Below are 17053 nucleotides of genomic sequence, written 5' to 3'. Positions count from 1 at the left end.
GTCAAATGATGGGGTTATGGAAAAATATCGCGATCGCGACCTGCGGTCGCTAAAAAAGACTAACCCCACCTGAAAAAGTGGGGTTAGTCAGCAATCTGAGTCTGAACTAACGTTCAGACTTTTTTTTCATATTCCCCAGTCTGGGAGGGGTGAGAAGCCTCGACAGGGTTCAACAAAATGGCTCGCAGCGCAGAGACATTTTGGACGGCCGACGGGCCACCCGCAGGGTGAGTTTGCGAATCAAGCCCTCTACGCATTGTAATACCCTTCACCATATTGAATACACAACCCGCGTGATCGCACAAAGGACAGCGCATCATCATAAACCTCAACTTACAACTGAGGATGGAAACCATACCGTAGTCACTCAGGGTTAAAGAGGTGTTAGAGGATTGATATAGTGCCTACTGAAGGAAGCATTGTTCCAACTTCTTTTAGGCTGAAGTCATTAACAGTTAATTTTTTTGTCAAAAAATGCCTAGCCGCCCCCGAGTGAGGAAAGTCACTTAACGAAAACTGAAGCGTATAGCCTGATTTTTCGTAAAAGGATAATGCCTGAAAACTGAATGTATCAACCATGGCATACGAACATCCCAGGATTCTCCCTTCCTCTTCAAGCGAATTCATCAGTGTCTTCCCTAACCCCTTGCGCCTATTGCCCTCTTTTGTCCATAAGTAATCGATACACAACCACTGCCCCTTCTTTGTAGCGATTGTTCCCCCTATCATCTCCCCGACCTCATCATGGCAGTACACACCGACTTGAGTTCCCCATGCATTAGTATCAGTAAACTGACTATTAAACACTTTCAGCAAATCTTGAAGTTCTTTTATTTCAAAATCCGATATGTGACGAACAACCGATATTTCCATTTTTAATCCTTTATAGACAACATGCTTACGTAATTGAGACAAGTAGCAGAATAGGCTGTGTCACAATTTGCCAATTATCATCCAGCTTTGTGTCACTTTTTGATTTTATTTGTAATTTAATGTCATAAAATTGACATAAATCGCTTTTTGAACATTGTGTGAAGTTAAAAAGTTAATACTGGAGAATGTCACCGATGCGGTATTGTCAAGTTCGCCTGCGTCATAACAATGTTGTGTTCTAAACACACTCTGGCAGAAGGCATCGTTACCATTGAGTATCAGCAGGTCATCCCACACCATTCCTAACGGGAAGATACGCGTGCGGGATACCACAGAAATCAGGTGGCACTTTTCGGGGAAATTTGCGCAGAACGCCTATACCGGTTAACTTGTTGTCTATCTGTAAATCGAACTATTTTAGACGTTGGGTCGTTGATAAACGTGCAAACTCTGATCCCACTTCGCTTACTGGAGGTTAATTCCTCGCAAATTTGGCATTGGCCACATTTGCAGGAAGTGATTGCCATCATGAAGCGAGATCGTTTTAACGGCTTGGTTGTTCATCAGCAGGAACTATTAGCCCTACTGGTATTGCCCTCTCTTTATTGCCTGCATGGCCGAGAGAACCTGCTGCGTGAACGGCAAGAGCGCCTATTGTATCTGCAGCGTTTGTCCCGTTATTGCAATCTCTCCGGTATCGGCGTTTGGTTGCAGGGTGAAGCCTTTCCTCAGGGCGGGAAATTACAGGAAAAGTATCCCGAATATGCCTTGATAGAAAACAGCAGTGCGGATGAACTGTTCTGGAAAAATTTCTATCAGCAAGCACTGGTTGAAACATTACAGCATTTACCCGGTATCGACGGGATGATAGTTAACCTACCCCGACATCAGGCTTATCGTGCCAACTGGTCATCGACGTTGCCCTACCTGTATCAAACACTTCGCAGCCTGGGGAAGAAAATGGTGCTGCGCGATTATATGGATGATGATGCCGCGCCCTGGCAATTGATTAATGCTTTGCAGGTGTTGCCGCAGGATGTGCGGGTATCATTAAAAGCGGTACCCAACGGTTATCGCCCTGGATTTGCCAACAACCCATTGCTCACGCAGTTGGCAGGCCGCATCAAGTGGATCGAGTTTGACATGTGGGGCTTGGAGTATGGCTGGACATTACTGCCTTGTTATCTGTTAGAGGAAATTCAAGGGCGGCTCAGTTGGAGTGAGAATGCGGCAGGCGATCGCCTGGAAGCCATCACCGGCAGGCTCAGTTGGGAATGGATTTCTAACAGCTCACTGATTAACTCGGTCAATTCTGTCAACCTGCATGGGTTGGCGATGTTTGGCCGCGAAATGTGCCTGTCAGAAAAACAGGCGTTTCACTGCTGGCTAACCGACATGCTGAACCATAAAGTGAACGCGGCTGAACTGAATGCGTTCCATCAGTTATATATCTGCAGCCATGAATGGATGAAGAAAACCCCTTATATATTGGGCCACGTTCTGCATCACTACAGCCAAGTACCGGAAACCTATGCACAGGCCGTTAAACTGCTGCAACTGCATGCCCGCCATTCGGACGGCTACCTTGGTGCATCGTCACTTTTCCCCACCGACAGCCCTGACGCTGGTCGCGAACAGTACCAGCAATTACTGCTGGAGAAACAGCGGGCAGGTTTTCTGGCGCAAAGCTCCCGCAGCCAGTTACATCAGTTGTTACAATGCATTGATATTTCAAAGGAGAAGAGTGACCTCTTCAAGCGTGTCTGGGAACGAGTCGCCTACTATACCAACATGTTTGACGTCGTGGCGAAAGGGGTTTCATTAAAGTTGATGCTTGAACGTTATGGCAGCCGTAGTGACATATCCTCATTCGATCTTGCGCAACAGATCACGCAGCTACGGCAGTTGGCGCTACGCATTGATGAGTGGCTGGAAAAAGAGGAGCAACAGCAGCCCCACTATCTGGCAATGCTGTTCGATCCCGCCAGGCTAAGAAGCCTGGCGGATAGCCTGTCTCAGGACTAATCAGATAACGATTCGGTCTGCTTCAGCTGTTGATAGAAATCCCGCAGGATGTAAAAAGCAGCTTTGCGGGTATGCTTATCGGCCGCGATCAACCCTTTGCAATTAAGCCCCTGCTGGTAAGGGTTCTTCCGTCTTTCCGAGCGGTAGTCATACAGTAGCCATGGTGTGAAACCACGCACGTAGTCAAGCTTTGGCAGATAGGCAGTTTGTTTGCGGTAGACTTCCGCCATGTAATGTTCAGAGAAAGGACCAGATTGTGGCGCGTGATCGCCCTGAACCCCCTCTGCCCCGGTTTCGGTGATCACCACCGGTTTACTTGGCGATGAGTTTTCCCCCAAGGCGATCAGATCCTCAAAGTTCTCTTCATACCAACCGTAGTATTCATTCAATCCGATGATATCAAGATGGTCCGCCAGGCGATCTTCAATCTTCATTTTGGCGTGATTAACCAGGCAGGCGGCTGAAATCAAACGGCTGGGGTCAGCTTGCCGCGCCGCCTTAACCAGTGTTGTCATAAAATGCAGCCGCTCATCCGTATCAGCGTTTTCATTACCAACCGACCAGATAATCACGCTGGCGCGATTGCGGTCACGTATGATCAGCTCCATCAGTTGGTTATGCGCATCGCGCTGCGTAGCTGGGTTGCTAAAATCGACAGCCCAATAGTTCGGGATCTCTTCCCATAACAACAGCCCCACCTCATCGGCAATACGTGCAGCCATTTCATGGTGCGGATAATGAGCCAGGCGGAGGTAGTTACAGTTTAACGCCTTGGCATCGCGAAAACGGCGGCGAATATCTGCTTCACTGGTCATTTTCCCCATCTGTAAGTCGTCTTCATGGCAGTTAACCCCACGCAGGTAAAGCGAGCGGCCGTTCAGGCGAATATCGGTGCCAACCACCTCTATCTGCCGAAAACCAACCCGATCGCTCACCCAATCTCGTCCCAGTGACGCCATAACCTGATAGAGCTTGGGGTGTTCGGGTGACCAAAGTGTTGGGTGCACGGAGAACGTGGCTTCGGCAACCCCCTCAACTACTGGCAGGGTCTGGTTGATACCCAATTCTGCCAAGGTGAAATTGACTTCTGTAGCCAGCCCTTCAACAGCGATCTTGACGGTAATACGGTTGTAACTGCCATCAGGTACCAGATAGACGAAAAAATCGCGGATATAACATGCTGGAGTGCGGATTAGATCGATTTCGCGATAAACTCCGCCATAATTAAACCAGTCATTGTTGCGTAGCGGCAGTCTGTCAGTTGTGCGGTTATTATTCACACATAACATCAGAATATTATTATCCGGCTGCAGTTCCGGGGTTAATTCTGCGCAGAAAGGTGTTGAACCGCCATAATGATTACCAATAAAACGATGATTGAGAAATACCTTACAGTCGTAGTTGGCGGCACCAATACGCAAGAAAACACGTTCATCCTCGTCGCGTACCACATAATCAATCTCACGGGTATACCAGGCACTACCTTCAAAATAAAACCACTTGTCTTTTATCATCTGCCAGCAACTGGGGACGGGAATGGTTTCCCCGGCGTATGGGTCATAGTCATAAGGATCTCGGCGTGCTTCCACATCGCTTTGTTGTAGCAAAAACCATTTTTGTCTCAACCCGGTATCGTGCAAATCCAAGGTAAAGTGCCACTCACCTCCAAGACACTCCCGTTCTCGGCCACCAGAGAACAGCAGGTTGTGATGATTTAGATTCTGCAGGTTATAGGGGCGATCGTATTGTTCGTTATGCAAGCATTCAACGGCATTTTCAGCCAAATCGGATTTTTCCAGCATGGTGCTTTCCTTCAGCAGTAAAGTATTGCTGCAGAATAATCGCTATGGCTTTAGGGTTGCGGAGTCCAGGGAGTCAACGAGCGAATAAAACATTATAAAAAATAGAATTATGATAAACCTCTAAGTTCAACGCAGTAAAATAGTGACTCACATCACACAATCATCTCTATTCAAGCGATCTGCGTCACAATAACGTCTAATAACCGCGTGGTGGCTCACAAAAAACCATCGAATACCTTTTGATCTCTCAATTCTATTTCGTGCCAGTCAACGTTTTTGAACCACCTCCATACACTGGAATGGTGTGATTTTAGGCTGTTTCTATCGGACACCGGAGGGGAATACGATGAGTGAATTACAAAGCGAACTCAGTGAAAAAGCGATAAAATCGGGGGTGGCTATGAGCCGCTACCGATGGACCGTGTGCGCATTACTGTTCTTTTCAGTCACCATTAATAATCTTGATCGTTCTATTTTGGGGCTGCTGGCCCCGATGTTACAAAAAGATATCGGCTGGAGCGAAATAGAATACGGCAATATCGTCACCGCATTTCAGGCCGCCTATGCCGTAGGCTTATTCATTTGTGGCCGGATCGTCGATCTGTATGGGGCTCGCCTAGTATTACCGATTGCCCTGGCGATCTGGAGTCTGGCAGCAATGGCCCATGGAGCTGCCAGTACGGTAGTGGGATTTATTTACGCCCGCATCTTTCTAGGTTTGGGGGAAAGCGCCAACTTTCCTTCTGCGGTGAAGGTGGCTGCAGAATGGTTCCCAAAACGTGAACGTGCTTTCGCTACCGGTATTTTTAACTCAGGCTCTAACGTCGGCAACATTTTCGCACCGATTATTATCCCTTGGATCGCTCTGCAATGGGGATGGCGTGAAGCCTTTGTTGTGACGGGTGCCGTTGGTTTTATCTGGATTGCTTTCTGGCTATTCTTATACGGTAAACCGGGTAAGTCAAACAAAGTTAATCCAGCGGAGTTAGCCTGGATAAATCAGGATGATACCCCTGAAGTGGCTGCGCAAACGCCGCAAAAAGTCAGTTGGTTAGGATTGTTAAAACATCGCCAGACCTGGGCTTTTGCGCTGTGCAAATTCCTCACCGATCCGATCTTCTGGTTTTTCCTCTTCTGGCTGCCAAAGTGGCTGCATGACGCTCGCGGTATTGACATGGCACACATGGCAATGCCGTTGGTGTTAATCAATATTCTGGCAACGTTGGGTGGGCTGGGGGGCGGTTATCTTCCCGCCTGGCTGGTGAATCACGGTGTGGCGGTCAATAAGGCACGCAAGTTAACGCTGCTGCTATGCGCCCTATGTGTTTTACCTATCCTGTTGGTTTCTAACGTCTCTAATCTTTGGCTGGCAGTGGCGCTGATTGGTATTGCGGTTGCCGCTCACCAGGGATGGTCGGTTAATCTCTATACCAGCGTATCGGATATGTTCCCTAAACAGGCCGTAGGTGCTGTGGTCGGTATCGGCTGCTTAGTTGGTTCAATCGGCTCTATTATTTTTGCACAAGCGACGGGGCATATATTACAGGCCACAGGAAGTTATTGGTCTATTTTCCTGATGGGCGGCTTTGCCTATCTGCTTGGCTTTCTCATTATGCATATCTTGATACCCAATATGTCTGCGGCGAAAATTTAACAAATAAAAGGAAATAATATGAAATTTACCGATAGCCTGTTGCAAGAGCGCATTCTAGCGGCTAAAAACCAGAGCCTGCGTTGGCTTAATAGTATGCAGTTGTCTGATGACATGCCTGGGGTATTACGCGTCAGCGAATACCATCAGCCGAAACAGTGGCCACAGATGTTGCTTTCCGGCACTTATGACGGGACCCAGGCTCGAGCCTTGTTGGGCGACCATATTGAGGAGAAAGAGCAGTTGGCAGACTGGATTTTAAGTCACCAGCAGGAAGACGGTTATTTCCTGTTACCCGGATTACGTTGGGAAGACACTTGGAAGCGCCCCGATATTGAAGCAACTCGTGAATATATGCGCTTTCATGCGACGAACTATTGTATGGGGGCATTAGACGTTTTAGAGCAATTAGATCGCATAGAACTGCCTTTTTTAACTCAGTTCCTTAATCCACAATTTTTCTGGGCATGGTTAGGCCAGCGTGATATGCGCGATCCGTGGCTGGAGGGGAATAATATCGTTAACCTGGGCAGTTTCCTGTTGCTTGAAATGCAGAGAAACCCTGGCGGCGCAGCCGGTCAGCGCCTGCAGGATATGATCTTCTGGCATAATCAGCAGAGCGAGCCTTATTCCGGCTTTTGGGGTGCTGGCCAACAGTTCAGCCAGGAGGCACTCCTGTTTGCGCTTTGCGGGGCAACGCATAATCTTCATGTTTTCTACGCACTGGATGAAAACATTCCTTATTTCAACCAGTCGATTAGCCGTTGCCTGGAACAGCCCGTGGCCATTCGTAGTGGTTGTATTGATGTCGATATTATCGATATTCTGGCTCACGGCAGTGCCCGATGCCCGCATCGGCGTGATGAGATCGAGTTCTGGCTACGTGGCATGTTGGTAAAATTGCTGGACTTCCAGAACCCGGATGGCGGTTTTCCTGACACACTTCTCGGTGAACGCAGTTATGATGGTTGGGTTAAGGGTTATAAAGAACCCCAAGGTTATAGCAATACCTTTGCCACCTGGTTCCGCTGGATAGCGATCGCCATGATATCCGAGGTGTTATGGCCGAGGTGGCAGTCATGGCGTTTTCGTAAAACCATTGGCATTGGTTTTTTCAAACCGGAAATAGGTCATAAACCTCATTGAAGATACTTGGCAAGACATTATTAGTCTGGTGAATTATGTCTTGTTGACGGAGGGCATAGCAACTGGAACTGGTGAGCTTGCGAATCAAGCCCTCTCTCACCGCCATATTACATAAGAAAGCCTGGACTCACATTCAGGCTTTCTTATTGCATGAACCCCATACAGAGAGGAGGGTTCCAGGGAGCTGATACGGTGCCGTATTCAGGTTCAGAGGTGATCTGTGTCAGGGTTGATGCATAGGAAAAGTGCCGTAATCAAGTTGTAGCTCGTTATATCCCCCTACTTTTGGGAGAGAGCTTTTGGATCTGCAACGGCACCACGGACAGTTAAGGGACACAGCCTAGTATTATGCTATCCCGCCGTGGCCAACGTTTAGAGTTTGCTGCTCTCGCGGTTCTTAAGGTGAGTTTTTTGATGGCAAGTGTTCAGGTTTTTCCACCTCGGAAGCCCGTGCTTTATATTTTCGCGCTTCCAAGGTGTGGGGTTGTAAAAGGATAGGATATAACCTAAATTCCTACGTCTGAGGAGTAATAATAAAATTCAGCGTATCCATATGCAGTCCACCTTTGGTCTGGTTGGTTCTGAACAAATTCACATGCGGCGTCCAGCACATCTCGCTTCTTTTCTCTACACTGCTTGCCGTTTGTGAGAGCGTAATGTATTTGGCACTAACGCTTGGGAAAGCAAAGTCTTTCCCCGTCACCCCCTCATGGCTTATCAGTCGTAAATTATAGGGCAACTGACTGCCGGGCCATTCATCACAAACGTCGGCTAACCATCTCTAAATTCTAAAAAAATAGTTACAGGACACCGCTTCGGGTGAGGAGCGCGGTTTCAAGATAGCTGTCAGCGTAACAACGATTTATCGTCACACCCCGTTTAAACAAAAGTTAGAAAGTATTTGCTACAATACTGATAGCGCTATAATTTAGTTACTTTACTCAGGATACAGGTATCATCATGACTAATCAGCACACCAACAACGAATTGACTGAAGAACAAAAAAAAGAAATTGACTTAATAGCGTTACAACGAGTCCAGGCAATGAATAGCGATGAGTTCCTTTGCCAGCGCATTGACGAGAAAGTTCACGCGATGGAAGATCACGTCAAAGCTTATTTCAACAGGTGTTTTTCACTCCACTTAAACAACAAGCGTAGCGAAAAGTAAAATGCTTTACGGGCCTGAGCTAAAACGCCCTATTCCAAGCCATTAACTAAGCACAGTTTGTTGGTAAGAGGCTGATAAACATGGGAAACGGAGCTATCCAATTGGAAAGTATCAAAGAAATAATTATCTATTTCTCTCTAATGCTACAGGTTTTTTTAGAGTTTCTATCCGTTATTTGCGTTTTTATCGGGCTGGTAAAGGCTCTTTATACCACAATAACCAAAGTTAAAAGTCAGTCCATACTCTATTTGATCAGGGCGCGCTTTGGAACCTGGCTTGCTTTGGCGTTAGAGTTTCAATTAGCGGCTGATATCTTGGCAACGACAATCAACCCTAGCATGGAAGAGTTGATTAAACTGGCAATCATTGCCGTGATACGTACATTTCTTAATTACTTTTTATCTAAAGAGTTAGATTATGCCGAAAACAATGTTGCTGTCGTAGGCAAAACCGACGCAACAACGCTGGAGGGGAAAAAGTAACGGCGTCAACGAAAGCATTGTTTGTTCCCAGGGCAGGCTAAGACTTCTTAGCCGCCATAGGACTAACCCTCTCTCCCAGTTGTGATAGCGACATCAAACGGCTGCTTACCACGCGGTTTTTACCCTCGTGCTTAGCGTCATACAGCGCTTCATCCGTCATCTCTATCGCTTTCTCCACCGACATACCGGCCAGATAGAGCGAGGTGCCAATGGAGATGGTCAACCGGATCGCCTCCCCACTCTCGGTAATAAAATCAAATTCTTCCACCCGGCTGCGAATGCGTTCCGCCACGGCCGCAATATGCTGCGGTTCATAGCTGGATGTGATGACCATAAACTCCTCGCCGCCGTAGCGCCCGACAAAGTCTTCATCGCGAACGCAATCTTGCAAAATGGCCCCCACGCTGGCCAATACGCCGTCACCGGCCAAATGACCATGGGTGTCATTCACCTGTTTGAAATTATCTATATCCAGCAGCATCAGGCCGCAAGACTCCCGTTGGGCATGCTGCAGCATCATTTTGTAGTCCACGCTGGCGCGGTTATTGATGTGGGTCAGGCTGTCGGTCGTCGCCTTGTTGCGCATCGAGAAAAAGGCGTTAATATGGCGCTCTTTAAAGCTCAGGGCGTGGTAGCAAATCGCCAGGCAAAGCGCCGATGCTGCCTGATACAACAGAATATCCAGCCACAGTTCACGGAAGTTGACGAACAAGCCGACCACGGCAATGCGGTAGAGCGCAATGATACCGATGGTAAGGTAAAACACCCGGTTCGATTTTTTCCGCCAGACCCCCGATAGCAGCAACGGCAAGATGATCGAACCGATAAACAGATTATCCAGCGTAAAGCCGCCGTTAAAGCCAAAGTTCACCAGATAGCACACTACCCCACTGACTGCGCCACCGAAAAATAGCACCAGAATCATCGGGATCATGGCAAAGCTGTAATAAATGTTACCTGCGAGCAACAGCCGAGACTGATTCAGATACAGCACCGCCAACCCCGCCAGTACACCAAATAACACCCGTTTCCACACGGCGGACTGGTAGGAAAAAGGAGCGTTTTTGCTAAGCGCAAAGTAGGCTACCGACAGCGTGGCATAGGTGATGCACGCGTCACTGTAAAAAGACGAGATCGACGCAATATATGTCATAACTATTCGGCATACTCCAGGATGCGGCAATGTGGTTTTAGTCTTACTAATGATTATCCAGACGGTCGCAGCATGCAGCGCCCCTACGATACTCAAAATGATAATGGCTAGGCGGGTATATGTTAGTGCCAGGCAATCTATGTCCTATCCTCAGTTCAGGATAGTCTGTTATCCAATACACCACGGGGAAAATCTGATGAATATCGATGATGAATTGCAAGCGCTGGCGACACAAGAAACGGACCTTACCTTCCACCATTTCGACCATGCCACCGCGTGGGAGCTGGGTGTAGCGCTAAAAAATGCCGCAGAACAGCGCCAATTACCCATCGCTATCGAAATTCAGCTAAGCGGACAAACGCTGTTTTATTACGCCATGCCAGGGACAACGCCAGACATTGCCGACTGGGTGAGGCGCAAGCGCAACGTGGTCAACCATTTCCATAAAAGCTCTTATGCCGTGGGCTTACGCCTGCAACAGCGGCAAGTTACGCTGGAGGAAAGATATGGCCTCAGCGTACGTGACTATGCTGCCCACGGCGGCGCATACCCCATCAACCTGCTCAATGTGGGTTGCGTCGGTTCCATCTCGCTTTCTGGCTCTCCGCAGCTCGAAGACCATCATCTGCTGGTCAGCACTCTTGCTCTGTTTCTCGGCTTATCCTTACCCGCAGTACACTAAGCGATAAAAGCTGCGCTTTTCCCCCCATCCGCAGCGGACGATCTGCACAGGCTGGCGCTTGGCGCACATAGTCCGCTGAACAAATATAAATTAATCACAATCCAGATGCTTTGATACAAATCTAGGTATCGGCGGGCAGAAAGGGGTATGGTATCTACCAGCTATTCCGAGACGGACCTCCATGGCCCGCCATTCCGTTCTCTTTTATAGACTTGGTTTGCAACTTTGATGAAAACGCACGAAATCAACGGTATTCGCCCTTTCAGCGCCCTGATAGATGCCTGCTGGCGCGAGCCCTATTCCCTTCAACGTCTGCTGAAAGATGCCATTGCCGGGGTTACCGTCGGCATTATTGCCATACCGCTGGCGATGGCGCTAGCCATTGCCAGCGGTGTTCCCCCACAATATGGGCTGTATACCGCCGCCATTGCTGGCATCGTGATCGCCGTCAGCGGCGGTTCGCGCTACAGCGTTTCCGGCCCCACCGCGGCGTTTGTGGTGATCCTGTTCCCCGTTTCACAGCAGTTTGGGCTCTCTGGCTTATTGATTGCCACCATGCTGTCCGGCGTATTCCTGCTGATTATGGGGTTAGCGCGGCTTGGCCGCCTGATCGAGTACATTCCGCTTTCGGTCACGCTTGGGTTTACCTCCGGGATTGCCATTACCATCGCCACCATGCAGGTGAAGGATTTCTTTGGCTTACAGCTGGCGGAAGTACCGGAAAACTACATAGGTAAGGTGAATGCGCTGTTGCATGCTTTACCCACCTTGGACTATGGCGATACGCTGATTGGCGTGGTCACTCTGGTAGTCCTGCTGCTCTGGCCAAAGCTGGGGCTGCGTATTCCCGGCCACCTGCCCGCCTTGTTGGCTGGCACCGCGGTGATGGCTATCCTGGCTCAGTTCGATCATCAGGTTGCGACCATTGGCTCTCGTTTCAGTTTCGAATTGGCCGACGGCAGCCAAGGCCAAGGTATCCCGCCGATCCTGCCGCAGTGGTTATTGCCCTGGCATCTGCCTGCTGGCGATGGTAAACCGACGGAACTAAGCTGGCAGCTGCTTTCCGCTCTATTACCGGCAGCCTTTTCCATGGCGATGCTTGGGGCGATCGAATCGCTGCTGTGCGCGGTAGTGTTGGATGGCATGACGGGCAAAAAGCACCACTCCAACGCCGAACTGATTGGCCAGGGCGCGGGTAACATCATCGCCCCGTTCTTCGGGGGGATCACCGCGACGGCCGCCATTGCCCGCTCGGCAGCCAACGTGCGAGCAGGGGCAACCTCACCGGTTTCGGCAATCATCCACTCGTTAATGGTGCTGTTGTCCTTGCTGATGCTGGCACCGTGGCTGTCCTACTTACCGCTGGCGGCGATGGCTTCGCTGTTGCTATTGGTCGCCTGGAACATGAGCGAGGCGCATAAAGTGGTTTATCTGCTGCGCCGGGCACCGAAAGACGACATTTTGGTGATGCTGCTGTGTATGTCGCTAACGGTACTGTTTGATATGGTGATTGCCATTACCGTTGGCATCGTACTGGCCTCACTGCTGTTTATGCGCCGAATCGCACGCATGACCCGCCTAAGCGAGTTGAGCGCCGAAGATGGCCGGCTGGTACTGCGCGTCAACGGTCCGCTGTTCTTCGCCGCTGCCGAACGCGTGTTCAACGATCTGCTGGTACGCGGTGAAAACTATCACACCATCGTACTGCAATGGGATGCCGTGCCGGTGCTGGATGCCGGGGGGCTCAACGCGTTGCAACGTTATATCGACGCCCTGGCCGCCGAAAAACAGCTGGTGATCACCGATATTCCATTCCAGCCGCTAAAAACCCTGGCTCGTGCTCGCATGAAGCCAATCGATGGCAAGCTGCATTTCTACCCCACCCTGCCAGAAGCGCTCACCGCGCTGAACGCCCAATAAAGCAAAAGGCCCGACAGCTTAATGTCGGGCCTTCAGATTGGCGGGCGCAGCATGCGCGCCCCCACTGAGGGATTTGTCAGCAGTCGTTAGTTGCTGGTATCCAGCTCAGCAAAGCTTTTCACCAGATCGTCGATGGCTTTCATCTGTACCAGGAACGGTTCCAGCTTATCCAACGGCAACGCCGAAGGACCATCGCATTTGGCATTGCTTGGATCTGGGTGCGCCTCGATAAACAGGCCAGCCAAACCTACCGCCATACCGGCACGAGCCAGCTCGGCAACCTGCGCACGGCGGCCGCCTGAGGCCGCACCAAACGGATCGCGGGTTTGCAGGGCGTGGGTCACGTCGAAGATCACCGGATGGCCACCGGTCACGTTCTTCATCACGTTGATACCCAACATGTCGACCACCAGGTTGTCATAACCAAAGTTGCTGCCGCGATCGCACAGAATAACCTGATCGTTGCCGCCTTCTTTGAATTTATCGACGATATTACCCATCTGGCCCGGGCTGACGAACTGCGGTTTCTTGACGTTGATCACCGCGCCGGTTTTCGCCATGGCTTCAACCAGGTCGGTCTGGCGTGCCAGGAAGGCGGGCAACTGGATCACATCAACCACTTCAGAAACTGGCTGCGCCTGTGCGGCTTCGTGCACATCGGTGATAATTTTCACGCCGAAGGTGCTTTTGATTTCCTGGAAAATCTTCATCCCTTCTTCCAGGCCTGGGCCACGGTAAGAATGGATAGATGAACGGTTGGCTTTATCAAAAGAGGCTTTGAAAACGTAAGGGATGCCCAGTTTTTGCGTCACGGTGACGTAGTGTTCGCAGATGCGCATCGCCAAATCGCGTGATTCCAGTACGTTCATACCGCCGAACAGTACAAACGGCAGATCGTTCGCTACCTTGATGTCGCCAATGCTGACTACTTTCTGTTCCATGCTTGCACCTTATTGATTAATAGATCGGAATCAGTGAATTAATGCAGCGTGACCTGCTTGAGCTCGATGGAGTGGATTTGAATTTTTATCACTTCACTCACCGGGTCTTCAGGACACTGCTCGACAAAATAGTTGAGATCGGAAATGGCGATATGGTTGCATTCCAGTTGGGCATAAATCAAACCACGGTCGCGGATCTCGTAAGGGTCGTCCGGGTCAAAACTCAGCACCGCCTCGCTGGCTCGCAACGCAATTTCCATCTGCTTTTCATCCATCAGCGCGGCTTTCAGCGTATCGAGCATCTTACGCACCACCAGAATGTTTTCCGATTCGTCCAGATCGTCATCTTCCAGTTCAGCACCCAGGCCCAGATTGCCCTTGAGCCAAACCTGCAACTGATGTTCGTTAAGCGTTTCCCCGTTCAGGGGGTTGACCAGCCACATCTCCTCATCCAGCCAGTCAGCACGCATGATCAACTGAGTGGGGAAAATCACCGGCATCAGCGGCAGATCCAACTGGTGGGCAATATGCAGGAAAATGGTTCCCAGAGAGACTGGCGTACCTTGGCGGGCTTCCAACACCTTATCCAGCCAGATGGCGTCAGAAAGCCGATAAACACCGCTGGCACCGCCGAATCCCCAGGTTTTAAAGAATAGTTCGATAAGCGCTTCCAACTGCTGATCCTGGTCGAGATCGTCCGGGATGATTGCGCGCGCTTCCTCACTCAACTGCTGTAACTTGCGCTCAACTTCCACTACCGGAAAGTCCCGCCGGATGATCTTTGATACCAGGATCACCCCCTCACTCAGTGAGGAAGTGTTAAATTCAAAATCGGCAATGCTGCTCATAGGTATCCCATCAAGAACGGTATTTTGGTCGTGGCAAGTTTAACGATCAGATACAGACAACCCAGTGCCAGAACGAATGCCAAGGTGCGGATATTCCAGCTTTGCGTCTTCTTGCCCAATGCGACATAACCCAACAGGATATAGATAATAACGCCAAACAACTTCTCGGTCAGCCACGAGTCCATGCCAAGCAGTGGATAAAGTTTGAACATCACCACCAAGGCAATACCGGTGGCAAACAGCACCGAATCATTGATATGCGGCGTGATCTTTACCCAGCGCTTGTTGCTCATCGGCGATGCACGCCACTTCCAGAAGAAACGCAATACAAACAACGTAATGCTGATGGCTACCGTTAATAAATGCAGATGTTTTAGCGCCATGTAAGCGGCCATAGTGGTTTCCTTGGTTTCTTATAGTGGTTTTTGGCCCAGAGTCACGCGATCGTTGCCGCCATAGTCGCGATGCGTTGCCACCGCGATAAATCCCTCAGCATTCAACAGCGTACGTACATTTTCACCCTGTTGCCAACCGTGCTCAAGCAACAGCCACCCCTGTGGCTCTAAATAATCTGCGGCCTGCTGCACGATCGCCGCCAGATCGGCCAGACCCTGGTCGGCAGCCACCAAGGCACTGCCAGGTTCAAAACGGACATCGCCCTGCGCAAGGTGAGGATCGGCTTCATCAATATAGGGAGGATTGCTGGCGATCAGCGCAAACTTTTGCCCGGCGACCGGCGTAAACCAGCTCCCTTGCAAAAAGCGCGCATTGTTAATCGCCAGTTTTTGCGCGTTATGCTGCGCCAGCGCCACGGCTTCAGGTTGCAGATCGATGCCGGTAAGCTGGCAGTCTGGCCGTTCGCTGGCTAACGCGAGAGCCATCGCGCCGGTGCCAGTGCCAAGATCCAGAATGGCACACGGCGTTGCGGGCAGACGCTCCAGGGCCAACTCCACCAAACATTCGGTATCCGGACGCGGGATTAGCGTAGCGGGCGAAACCGAGAGCGGAAGCGACCAGAACTCACGCTCGCCAACCAGATACGCCACCGGTTCCCCGCGTTCACGGCGAGCCAGCAGCACCGTTAACTGCTCAGCCTGCTCCGCCGTCAGCGGAGTTTCGCCAAATGCCAACAGGTATGTTCTGGCCCGACCGGTCACGAAACCCAACAGGATCTCCGCATCACGTTTGGCGCTATCACTGTGCATCAGGCGTAAGGTCGCGGTTTTCAGCCAGGTTTGATAATCCATTACTCAGGCTCGGCAGAGAGTGCGGCCAACTGATCGGCCTGGTATTCCTGCACGATCGGCTGGATTAGCATATCCAGCTTGCCTTCCATCACCTCATCCAGACGATACAGCGTCAGGTTGATACGGTGGTCGGTCACACGCCCCTGCGGGAAGTTATAGGTACGGTTACGATCGGAACGGTCGCCGGTGCCCAGCAGGTTGCGGCGGGTGGAAGCCTCTGCCAACTGGCGTTTCGCCATCTCTGCCGCGCGGATACGTGCCCCAAGCACCGACATCGCCTTGGCTTTGTTCTTGTGCTGTGAACGTTCGTCCTGGCATTCAACCACAATGCCGGTCGGCAAGTGGGTAATACGGATCGCCGAATCGGTGGTGTTAACGTGCTGACCACCGGCCCCGGAAGAACGGAAGGTATCGATTTTCAGATCGCCCGCATTGATTTCTGGCAGCTCCGCCTCTGGCACCGCTGGCATCACCGCCACCGTGCAAGCAGAGGTATGGATACGACCCTGAGATTCGGTTTCCGGCACGCGCTGAACGCGGTGACCGCCAGATTCAAACTTCAGTTGACCGTAAACGCCGTCACCAGACACTTTGGCAATCACCTCTTTGTAACCGCCGTGCTCCCCCACGTTTTCGCTCATGATCTCGACCCGCCAGCGGCGAGTTTCAGCGTAACGGCTATACATACGGAACAGATCGCCAGCAAAGATAGCCGCTTCGTCGCCACCGGTTCCGGCGCGCACTTCGAGGAAGCAGTCGCGCTCATCGTCCGGATCCTTCGGCAGCAGTAATACCTGCAGCTGTTGTTCCAGCTCTTCCGTCGCCGCTTTGGCCTGTTTCAGCTCTTCCTGCGCCATTTCACGCATTTCTGGATCGTCCAGCATCATTTCTGCCGTGGCGAGATCGTCCTGCACCTGACGCCATTCCAGAAAACAACGGCTGACGTCGGTCAACTGCGCATATTCGCGCGACAGGCCACGGAACCGATCCTGATCGGCAATGACACTGGCATCGCCGAGCAGCGCCTGAACTTCTTCATGGCGCTCTTGTAACGCTTCCAGTTTGGCAACAATAGAAGGCTTCATGCGTGGTTTTAAACCCTGTTAATAAAAG

General features: G+C 50.7%; 14 protein-coding genes and 1 pseudogene. 7 read left to right on the top strand and 8 right to left on the bottom strand.

The window, feature by feature from the left end; all coding sequences use genetic code 11:
* Nucleotides 1-462: 462 nt before the first annotated feature.
* A pseudogene (locus AC6HVW_RS05310) lies at nt 463-873 on the bottom strand (GNAT family N-acetyltransferase); the annotation flags it as partial.
* Nucleotides 874-1401: 528 nt separating this feature from the next.
* Between AC6HVW_RS05310 and AC6HVW_RS05305 the strand changes: the two are divergent.
* Nucleotides 1402-2898: a hypothetical protein gene (locus AC6HVW_RS05305; RefSeq protein ID WP_137751159.1), complete on the top strand. Its 1497-nt coding sequence runs from the start codon at nt 1402-1404 to the stop codon at nt 2896-2898.
* On the opposite strand, the gene AC6HVW_RS05300 is transcribed toward AC6HVW_RS05305, so the two are convergent.
* Nucleotides 2895-4700 carry a glycoside hydrolase family 2 protein gene (locus AC6HVW_RS05300; RefSeq protein WP_186486280.1) on the bottom strand — a complete coding sequence of 602 codons (1806 nt, stop codon included), beginning with the start codon at nt 4698-4700 and terminating at the stop codon, nt 2895-2897. The two genes, AC6HVW_RS05305 and AC6HVW_RS05300, sit on opposite strands and share 4 nt — an antisense overlap.
* Before the next feature lie 346 nt (nt 4701-5046).
* Here AC6HVW_RS05300 and AC6HVW_RS05295 point away from each other — a divergent pair, with 346 nt between their 5' ends.
* The 4 genes from AC6HVW_RS05295 (at nt 5047) to AC6HVW_RS05280 (ending at nt 9149) form a co-directional block, all read left to right on the top strand.
* Complete coding sequence (locus AC6HVW_RS05295) at nt 5047-6354, top strand: MFS transporter (RefSeq protein WP_071683335.1); 1308 nt, start codon at nt 5047-5049, stop codon at nt 6352-6354.
* An 18-nt stretch (nt 6355-6372) separates the two neighbouring features.
* A complete protein-coding gene (locus tag AC6HVW_RS05290; protein WP_071683334.1) occupies nt 6373-7497 on the top strand; it encodes a prenyltransferase/squalene oxidase repeat-containing protein in 1125 nt (374 codons plus the stop codon).
* A 960-nt stretch (nt 7498-8457) separates the two neighbouring features.
* Nucleotides 8458-8667 carry a hypothetical protein gene (locus AC6HVW_RS05285; RefSeq protein WP_071683333.1) on the top strand — a complete coding sequence of 70 codons (210 nt, stop codon included), beginning with the start codon at nt 8458-8460 and terminating at the stop codon, nt 8665-8667.
* 101 nt (nt 8668-8768) lie between these two features.
* Entirely contained in the window at nt 8769-9149 is a 381-nt protein-coding gene (locus AC6HVW_RS05280; RefSeq protein ID WP_059201012.1) for a DUF1622 domain-containing protein, read from the top strand.
* A gap of 37 nt (nt 9150-9186) precedes the next feature.
* On the opposite strand, the gene AC6HVW_RS05275 is transcribed toward AC6HVW_RS05280, so the two are convergent.
* Nucleotides 9187-10302, bottom strand: coding sequence for a GGDEF domain-containing protein (locus AC6HVW_RS05275; protein ID WP_071683332.1), 1116 nt, complete (start codon nt 10300-10302; stop codon nt 9187-9189).
* Nucleotides 10303-10498: 196 nt separating this feature from the next.
* Between AC6HVW_RS05275 and AC6HVW_RS05270 the strand changes: the two genes are divergently transcribed.
* The gene (locus tag AC6HVW_RS05270) at nt 10499-10984 is read left to right on the top strand and encodes a heme-degrading domain-containing protein (RefSeq protein WP_497569288.1); all 486 of its coding nucleotides are present in this window, start codon (nt 10499-10501) and stop codon (nt 10982-10984) included.
* A 228-nt stretch (nt 10985-11212) separates the two neighbouring features.
* On the top strand, nt 11213-12904 hold the full coding sequence (dauA, locus tag AC6HVW_RS05265) for a C4-dicarboxylic acid transporter DauA (protein WP_071683330.1): 1692 nt from the start codon (nt 11213-11215) through the stop codon (nt 12902-12904).
* Between the two features lie 86 nt (nt 12905-12990).
* Here the strand turns inward: dauA and kdsA are convergent, their stop codons facing one another.
* From kdsA to prfA, 5 genes are read right to left on the bottom strand one after another with little or no spacing between them, the layout of a single operon-like run.
* Entirely contained in the window at nt 12991-13845 is an 855-nt protein-coding gene (kdsA, locus tag AC6HVW_RS05260) for a 3-deoxy-8-phosphooctulonate synthase (RefSeq protein ID WP_021181107.1), read from the bottom strand.
* A 38-nt stretch (nt 13846-13883) separates the two neighbouring features.
* Nucleotides 13884-14693, bottom strand: coding sequence for an invasion regulator SirB1 (gene sirB1 / locus AC6HVW_RS05255; protein ID WP_166732726.1), 810 nt, complete (start codon nt 14691-14693; stop codon nt 13884-13886).
* Nucleotides 14690-15088: a SirB2 family protein gene (locus tag AC6HVW_RS05250; RefSeq protein ID WP_497569287.1), complete on the bottom strand. Its 399-nt coding sequence runs from the start codon at nt 15086-15088 to the stop codon at nt 14690-14692. Before AC6HVW_RS05250 ends, sirB1 begins: the two co-directional genes overlap by 4 nt.
* Before the next feature lie 18 nt (nt 15089-15106).
* Nucleotides 15107-15940 carry a peptide chain release factor N(5)-glutamine methyltransferase gene (gene prmC / locus AC6HVW_RS05245; RefSeq protein WP_071683329.1) on the bottom strand — a complete coding sequence of 278 codons (834 nt, stop codon included), beginning with the start codon at nt 15938-15940 and terminating at the stop codon, nt 15107-15109.
* Nucleotides 15940-17025 carry a peptide chain release factor 1 gene (gene prfA / locus AC6HVW_RS05240; RefSeq protein ID WP_021181103.1) on the bottom strand — a complete coding sequence of 362 codons (1086 nt, stop codon included), beginning with the start codon at nt 17023-17025 and terminating at the stop codon, nt 15940-15942. Before prfA ends, prmC begins: the two co-directional genes overlap by 1 nt.
* Between the last annotated feature and the right edge of the window lie 28 nt (nt 17026-17053).

The organism is Serratia sp. NCCP-200 (genome assembly GCF_059697885.1).
Note: the sequence above shows the minus strand (reverse complement) of the source record. Positions and strands in the feature narration are given on the sequence as shown.